At 59.7% G+C, this 7,958-nt stretch carries 4 protein-coding genes and 6 tRNA genes; 1 reads left to right on the forward strand and 9 read right to left on the reverse strand.

Annotated features, from left to right (window positions below; translation table 11 throughout):
* Window positions 1–420 precede the first annotated feature (420 nt).
* The 9 genes from AAAX72_RS01195 to AAAX72_RS01235 all read right to left on the reverse strand — a co-directional run bounded on the left by AAAX72_RS01195 (window position 421) and on the right by AAAX72_RS01235 (window position 6,515).
* Window positions 421–495, reverse strand: a tRNA-Val gene (locus tag AAAX72_RS01195).
* Window positions 496–498: 3 nt separating this feature from the next.
* Window positions 499–574, reverse strand: a tRNA-Gly gene (locus tag AAAX72_RS01200).
* 141 nt (window positions 575–715) lie between these two features.
* Window positions 716–2,449, reverse strand: a complete 1,734-nt coding sequence (locus AAAX72_RS01205) for a glycoside hydrolase family 13 protein (protein ID WP_349128669.1) — start codon at window positions 2,447–2,449, stop codon at window positions 716–718.
* 336 nt (window positions 2,450–2,785) lie between these two features.
* Window positions 2,786–2,861: transfer RNA gene (locus tag AAAX72_RS01210), tRNA-Gly, on the reverse strand.
* A gap of 42 nt (window positions 2,862–2,903) precedes the next feature.
* Window positions 2,904–2,977: transfer RNA gene (locus AAAX72_RS01215), tRNA-Cys, on the reverse strand.
* Window positions 2,978–3,011: 34 nt separating this feature from the next.
* Window positions 3,012–3,087: transfer RNA gene (locus AAAX72_RS01220), tRNA-Gly, on the reverse strand.
* 105 nt (window positions 3,088–3,192) lie between these two features.
* Window positions 3,193–3,939, reverse strand: coding sequence for an anti-sigma factor antagonist (locus tag AAAX72_RS01225; RefSeq protein WP_349128670.1), 747 nt, complete (start codon window positions 3,937–3,939; stop codon window positions 3,193–3,195).
* Window positions 3,940–4,020: 81 nt separating this feature from the next.
* Complete coding sequence (locus tag AAAX72_RS01230; protein ID WP_349128672.1) at window positions 4,021–6,366, reverse strand: SpoIIE family protein phosphatase; 2,346 nt, start codon at window positions 6,364–6,366, stop codon at window positions 4,021–4,023.
* A 59-nt stretch (window positions 6,367–6,425) separates the two neighbouring features.
* Window positions 6,426–6,515 (reverse strand) — tRNA-Leu (locus tag AAAX72_RS01235).
* 240 nt (window positions 6,516–6,755) lie between these two features.
* Here AAAX72_RS01235 and AAAX72_RS01240 point away from each other — a divergent pair.
* A complete protein-coding gene (locus AAAX72_RS01240) occupies window positions 6,756–7,838 on the forward strand; it encodes an IS30 family transposase (protein WP_349128674.1) in 1,083 nt (360 codons plus the stop codon).
* Window positions 7,839–7,958: the final 120 nt, after the last annotated feature.

Below are 7,958 nucleotides of genomic sequence, written 5' to 3' on the forward strand. Positions count from 1 at the left end.
ACGACAAAGACGCATCTATATCCTGTATTCTTTTTTTAGTTCAAACACAACATATAGTGTTTCAGCAGGTCAAAGCAATTAGTCATTTTGCAGACGCATTAATTATGAGGGGTTCTTGGCAAGTCGGTAAAACGTTACCAACACGGCTACCTGCATGGCAGTTATAAAACCCCCTTAGTCAAGCCGCTGACAAATCCTACCAAAACCAAGCCGCTCACGCCAAAAGAATCCAAAAGATTGTGCTTGACCAACATGTTGCGGTCACGATCGGCCAGGACGTATGCAATCTGCCGGCACCCCTACGGGATGCGAAGACCATCGCGTACAGACCTTGGATCAATATTTGGTGGTTATTTGGCGGCGTGCTTGGCGGCATAAAACAAAACAGCCCAGAGACATAGCCTCTGAGCTGCGAACATTTGGTGGGCGTTAGAAGATTTGAACTTCTGACCTCTTCCGTGTCAGGGAAGCGCTCTCCCCCTGAGCTAAACGCCCAAATGGAGCGGACAACGGGGCTCGAACCCGCGACCCCAACCTTGGCAAGGTTGTGCTCTACCAACTGAGCCATGTCCGCCTGCGAGGATTTAATATACGGGATGATCCACCCAAATGCAAGAACTTTTTTAAAAAAGTTTTGCGACGCCCTCGCGAACCTCGCGAGGACATCAGCCACCACGGAAGGCGCAGGCAAACGCAAACTCGCCGCAAGATGCCCCTACATCTCACTGAGCATGATCCAGGCAGAGCTGTCCTGCGCGAGCCTGCCGTCTGCAAGCGGTGATGAGGTGAGCAGGACCCTGCCCGCCGGCAGCTCCACGGGTGCTGCACCGAAGTTCGTCACACACGCCCAGCCGTTATCGCGGCGATAGGCGATGACGCCGCCCTCAGCGCCCTCGGCACCATCCGCAAGACCGGTGCGCCCGTCAAGATCGAGCCACGCAAGATCGTTGGCGCACCCGCGCAGCTTGCGCCGCAGCCAGAGGGCGTCACGATAGAGCGCAAGCATCGATGTCGGGTCCACTTCTTCCCTATCGGCAGCATAATCGGAAAACCATGCAGGCTGCGGCAGATGGGGCGCCGCATCGGCGTCTGCCGGCGAAAACCCAAACGATCCGCCATGCGCGGGATCGTCCGCCGCCACCCACGGCAGGGGCACACGACAGCCGTCGCGCCCCTTCTCACGCTTCGGTCCGTGCGTATTGGTCGCAGTAGGGTCTTCGAGTGCAGCCCACGGGATATCAGCCACCTCAAAAAGGCCGAGCTCCTCACCCTGATACACGTATGCCGAGCCCGGAAGCGCCAGTTCAAGCAAAAGGGCCGCCCGCGCGCGGCGCTCGCCGAGTTCACGGTCCTCGTCATAAGACAACCCGTCGCGTAAGAGCCAGTCGAGCGCAATCTGGTGGTAGCGCGTCGCCTTGATTTGCGGCAGGGCATAGCGTGTCGCCACGCGCGGCACGTCGTGGTTGGAGAGTACCCAGGTCGAGGCGGAATCGGATTCGACGGCTGCCTTCAAGCCCTTCTCGATTGCAGTGTGCATGTCATCATAGGTCCAAGTGGCCTTGGCAAACTCAAAGTTGAATGTCTGGCCAAGCTCGCTGGGACGCGCATAGAGATACTGGCGCTCGGGCAGCACCCACGCCTCGGCAACGGCACTGCGCGGCGGATTATAGCGGTCGAACACGCGGCGCCACTCGCGATAGATCTCGTGGACCTCATTGCGGTCCCACAGCGGATGGGTGCCGTCGTCAACCATGTCATCGCCCTCGGCGAGATGCCACCGGTCGAGGTCATCGCGGTCGAGATCCTTGGCGAGACCCTGCGCCACATCAATGCGAAAGCCGTCGACGCCTCGATCGCTCCAAAACGCCAGGACGTCGCAAAAGAGCGCATGAACCTCGGGGCATGACCAGTCAAAGTCCGGTTGCTCGGGCGTAAACATGTGCAGATACCACTGACCGTCCGCAACACGCGTCCATGCGGGGCCGCCAAAGTTGGCATTCCAATTGGTGGGAGGCAGCTCGCCATGCTCGCCGCGACCATCGCGGAAGATATAACGGGCGCGCTCGGGCGATCCGGGGCCGGCGGCAAGAGCGGCTTTGAACCAGGGGTGCTGGTTGGATGAATGGTTGGGCACGATGTCGACGATGACCTTGATGCCGCGCGCGTGAGCCGCAGCGATCATGTCATCGAAGTCGTCAAGCGAGCCGAGACGTGGGTCGACATCGCAGTAGTCCGCCACATCATAGCCGCCATCGACAAGAGGCGATGGATAAAACGGGCTCAGCCAGATGGCCTCGATACCCAGTCGCTCAAGATAGTCCATCTGCTGGGTAATGCCCGCGATATCGCCCAGACCCGAACCAGTCGAATCCTTAAACGAGCGCGGGTAGATCTGATAGATCGCGGCATCGGACATCCATGAGCGCGAAGAAGACTTTTCTGTAGCCATGGGGCGTATCTCCCTTGCAACGAGGTTATGCGAGATGCCCACGATGATACGCCCAAAGCGGACATTCGCGACAAACAACGCCACAGCCACGCCCCAAAACGATCGCCCCCTCTCGGGTTCAAGCCTCCTGGGACGAATCGACCGATTAGTGAAAAGAACGGAAGACCCACTTTCCCGGCCACGACAGCGAGCGGGCTCCGGGTGCCCCAGGTTGCCGCGAAAGAGGAGGGAAGCGTACTTTATGTACGCGACCGACGATTGAGGGGCAAGATGGGGTGCCCGGGGCTCGCGCAGCGTCAACAAAAAACGCGGTTCGTTAGAACCGCGTAAGATAGTTGGAGCGGACAACGGGGCTCGAACCCGCGACCCCAACCTTGGCAAGGTTGTGCTCTACCAACTGAGCCATGTCCGCATATGTAAAACAAAACGGGCGCCGGAGCGCCCGGATGTTGCCTGGAGGCGAAGCCCGGATTCGAACCGGGGGTAAAGGCTTTGCAGGCCTCTGCCTTACCACTTGGCCACTTCGCCGAAAAAGGACCGCCTAAACGGTCCGGAAATGCAATGGAGCGGACAACGGGGCTCGAACCCGCGACCCCAACCTTGGCAAGGTTGTGCTCTACCAACTGAGCCATGTCCGCTTGCGGGTTATTAATTTACGCGAGTTGTCCAAAAGACGCAAGTACTTTTTTCAAAAAACTTGTCTGCCGCATGTTCTTAGTAGCCAAACGCGCTAAAGCGATTGGCTAGGCACACGATTCCAGCGCTCCGCTAAACAGCTTCACCATCTGCACGCGCGTGCCGGCGCCGTCCGTACGACGAGCAACCTCCACGTTATCGACGAGCATACGCATAAGCTTGATACCACGGCCGCGCTCCTCAGATGCGACCGGTTCGTTCGTTTTATCGATAGCATAGCCGGCACCTCGATCAAGCACCTCAACCACAACGCGATCACCATAGGCCTGAACCGTCAGGATGCACCCGATACCGCCCGCATGGTCATAGGCATTACCCAGCGCCTCCCCCGACGCCAATGCGACATCATAGCGCTCGTCACGGCGCAACGGAAGCGATTCAAGGAGTTCGGCGATGCGATGTCGGTAGTATGGAAGATTCTCGATACCCTGACGGACCTCGACGCTCTTACTCCAGCGAGGCAGCTCCCCCACCGGAATGGCGGGAATAGACTCCCGTGCCGGCCCCGCGACATGAAGGATATCGACAAGACGAGCAATCTCCAAAAAGCGAACAACTTCACCTGATGCATTGACGAGCGAAAGCAGGCCTTCTCGCCTCATGAGCTCACGAGCGCGCGTAAGCAGGAATGCCAAGCCCGTCGAATCGATAAAGCTAACAGCCTGACAGTTGATGACAACACGACGCACGCCGCGGCCAATCAAAGCATCCAACCGCCGACGCAGCGCAGGCACCGTGGCGATGTCGATATCGCCTGGTGGCGTCAAAACCGCTATGTCATTCCACTCATTCATACGACCATGGTTCCCCAAAAGAGCTTGTTCGATGCATGCGTTTCCGCAACCGTGCGGATTCGACGCGCCCAGCGTCGCTGTTTAGGACCGGCCCCGCAAAAACTCAAGGGACACCAATGCAATGTCATCGTCCAGCGCCGATTCGGTAAATCGGTCGAGCTCGCCCAAGACCTTGCCGCAGATTCCCGATACGCCCTCACCCGAGACAGAGAGCAGAAGGTCACGAAGGCGCTGCTCGCCAAAGAACGCTCCGGTGCGGTCGCGGGCCTCAATCGTTCCATCCGTATACATGAAGAGCATGTCGCCAGGAGCGAACGTAAACACGCCCGTCTCGTAAACCATGCCTTCGAATGCGCCGATTACGCCCGATTGGCATCCAAGCAGTTCGACCTCTCCCCCACGGGCCACGCCGCCGCCCAGCGGCATCGACTCTGGCCTGATGACCATGGTCGGAGGATGGCCCGCCGAACAATACGTTGCGCGTCCGGCTTTAAGGTCAATCTTGGCGATAAAGGCCGTCACGAACGTCTCGACCCTCGAAAAGCCCATGAGCATGCTGTTAAGGGAGCGTGCCATGCGGGCCGGGCCAGCGCCCTCCCAGGCATATGCCGTCAGGGCCGTCTTGACGAGCGCGGACATCGATGCGGCCTCAATGCCTTTGCCAGACACATCACCCAAAATCATGACGGCGCAGTCGTCGGGAAGTCGGATGAGCGTATAGAAGTCACCGCCGACCAACGCCGAGTTCGTGGCCGACAGGTACACCGAATCGGTTGCGATACCCGGAACATCCCCCAGGGAATTTCTCATGCCGATCTGGAGGGTCTGAGCGATATGGCGCTCCTCGCGCTTTTGAGATTCGCCTTCGTAGATCAGTTCAAAGTCATGCGCCAAGTGCACCAAGTAGTCATATTCAAGGTCATCAATCGGCTCTTGGCTACCATCACGAAGCAGCAGCGCGCGCGTCGTCGGACTCTTCGCAACAGAAGCAGGAACAATCGCGTCGTTACTGTGCTTGCCATCACCCTCAGAGCGCGGGCGCCCCGCCTCGATGCCGGAGTCGACGTAGAGACCTTGACAAGGCAGACCATGCGCCCTAAGCCAGCCTCCCATAGGCATCGATTCGTCAACGCGAGTTATACGAACGTGTTTAAGGTCCTCGGCACTCGTACCGCCCAAAACAGATGCCTCAAAGCCATCAGGGCCAGCCCCCAGACGTGCCGCTGGCGCCGTCGTGGAAAAGAAAAGCTTCTCAGGGTCGTCCGGCAAGGCAACGCGACTGCCGCCTTCAAAATCTATGACGTAGGAATCCAGACTGGCGTCATACTCAACAGGGCAAAAATGGCAGTTAAGCATATTGCAGATCTCGGACGATACCGCCTGGGTAGCCGCGGCAGAATCGTCTAGAAAGGTAAACAACTCATCACGCAAGACATTGAGCGAGCGGCCAAGCTCGGCCGTGCGACGGGAGCGAAGGCTCGATGCCATGCCGACCAGCTGGATAGACAGGTAATCGCAAATGACCTCGAGCACATTAACGTCATAGGCGAGCGGTGCCTGAGGGCGTTTCCAACCAACTTCCAGCACGCCAAGGATCTGCGTACCGTAAAAAACGGGAAGACAGATCTCGCTGCGGTACGGAGGCATATCCTGCATACGCAACAGGTGCTTAGAACGATTGTCCAGGTCCATAAACATACCGGAGGCGGCCTTATCACCCTCAAGGTCCTGTTGAATCGACAAGCGACAGGCACGCGACTCACGAAGAACATACGTCGGAATGCCAGCGCCATACGGCAAAAACTCAGGCAGGTAGCTGTCGTACAGCTCCTTGGAAACACTGCGAAGTTTAAAACCGCCGCTCTCAGAAAAATAGATAGCAGCACCCGAAGCATCGAGCGTTCCTACAAGCTGGTTCAAAACGGTATCAAGTAGGCTGGGCAGCTCATCGGAGCCCACGGTACTCATAATGACCGAAAGCGTGCCAGAGAGGCGCTTGTTCGCCACTCTAAGCTCCGAAAGAGCACGCTTGAGCTGACGGTCGTGCGAATACTGTTCTTCGATGCTATGGAGCGCCACCAGGACACGTGGCGCGCGGCGCCCAAAGATGCGTGGAGGCGTTACGGAGCCCGCACGAACCAAGACGGGGATAAAGGAGCCGTCACTCAGCTTGAGCATCAGTTCGTTCTCGGAGCCATCAGTTTCAAATGGCAGACGATGTTCCGTCGCACGTTCAAAAGCGGACGAGTACAGGACGTCTTTAACATCTCCACCGATGACGTCGGCGCGTTCCTCGCACATCAAACCAAGTAAGCGATTATTCACATGCAGAATGGTTCCGTCGAGCTCGCAGATGATGACAGCATCGCTCGTGATCTCGACTAGTTGGGCAACGTCTGCCCACTCGTTGCGTTCAAGCGTTTCCATCGTGGACCCCACCGTCTATCGGTAACAAAAAAGCCTCCGAAGAGGCTTCTCAAATGCGATGGTGTCGGAGGCGGGACTTGAACCCGCATGACCAAAAAGCGGTCACTAGCACCTCAAGCTAGCGCGTCTGCCAATTCCGCCACTCCGACATGCTATGTTGTTGATTCACGGTTCGTTTTGTTGGACCCGCGCGTTCAACGAGGAAGATAATAACCTATGATTCGAGAACTGTGCAAGCACTTTTTTCAAAAAAGTTTACGAATTTGTAAATCCTTGATTATCGACTTTATCCGAACACCTCCCACATTCATCCGCACATGTGCGGATGAATGTGGGAACCCGATACCCTGAGGGCCGGATCGGCCGGCCCCGGGAGATCGGAGGACGGCATGTCCGGAAAGAAGAAAAGTGGCTCCGCAAGGGCGGTCCCGAGGGCCTATGGAAGGCTCACGAGGCACGAGCGGGACACGGTCCAGAGGATGCTGGAGCGCAGGGCGTCGTGCAGGGAGATCGCGAGGGAGCTGGGCAGGTCGCCCTCGACGGTGAGCGCCGAGGTGGCGTCGCACAGGTTCGTGACGGCGCCGAAGGCCAGGCGCGGCGAGCGCGTGGACGCCTCCGCCGACCTGTCGGCGGCCTGCCCGCGCCTGGCGGCGTGGCCGCGATGCTGCAACGGCTGCGGCCGGTACCGCGCGATCGGCTGCAAGCGCCGCCCCCACGTCTTCTACGAGGCCCGGGCCGCGCAGCTGTGCGCCGACTCGGTCCTCGTCTCGTCCAGGCGCGGGATAAACGCCGACGAGCCCGCCGCGGCGGCCAGGCTGGAGGCCATCAGGGACTGCCTGCGCCGGGGGCTGTCGCCCGAGCAGATGGCGGCGCGCAACGGCGGGCCCGTGGACCTGTCGCCCTCGACGATCTACCGCTGGGTCGCGGCGGGCTACGACGGCATGACCAACATGGAGCTCAGGCGCAAGGTCGGCTACAGGCCGAGGAAGCGCGCCGCGGGCCGGGCGGCGACCCGCCACTCCGCCCGCAGGTCGCATGCCGCGTTCCTCGCCCTCGGGGAGGATGCGTGCGCCGCGGCCTGGGAGATGGACACCGTCGAGGGGGCCCGGGAGGACTCCGCCTGCCTGCTCACGCTGCTGCACCGGCCCAGCAGGCTCCAGCTCGCGCTGCCGCTGGAGGAGAAGACCGCCGGGCGCGTCGCGGCCGCCCTGGGCGATATCAGGGAGGTCCTCGGCGCCGACGGCATGGGCAGGGTCTTCCGCGCCGTGCTCACCGACAACGGCACGGAGTTCTCCGACGAGCGGGCGATCGCGGACCTCGTCGGCGAGGGGCCGGGCGAGACGAGGCTGTTCTACTGCGACCCGAGGCACAGCGACCAGAAGGGCGCCTGCGAGCGAAACCACGTCGAGATAAGGAAGCTGCTGCCCAAGGGCTCCGGACTCAGGTTCGACCGGCTCGCCCCGGCGTGTTAGCGTCAATATAATTTTCACCATTTCCACCAACGCATTTTCGCCAATCGCGCCAACGCGGATACGCCGGATTCGCCAACGCGGATGTGCCGCTTTCGGCGCCTAGGCGCCCTCCTCCTTCCC

It is taken from the genome of Collinsella sp. CLA-ER-H8 (genome assembly GCF_040092335.1).
Lineage (GTDB): Bacteria > Actinomycetota > Coriobacteriia > Coriobacteriales > Coriobacteriaceae > Collinsella.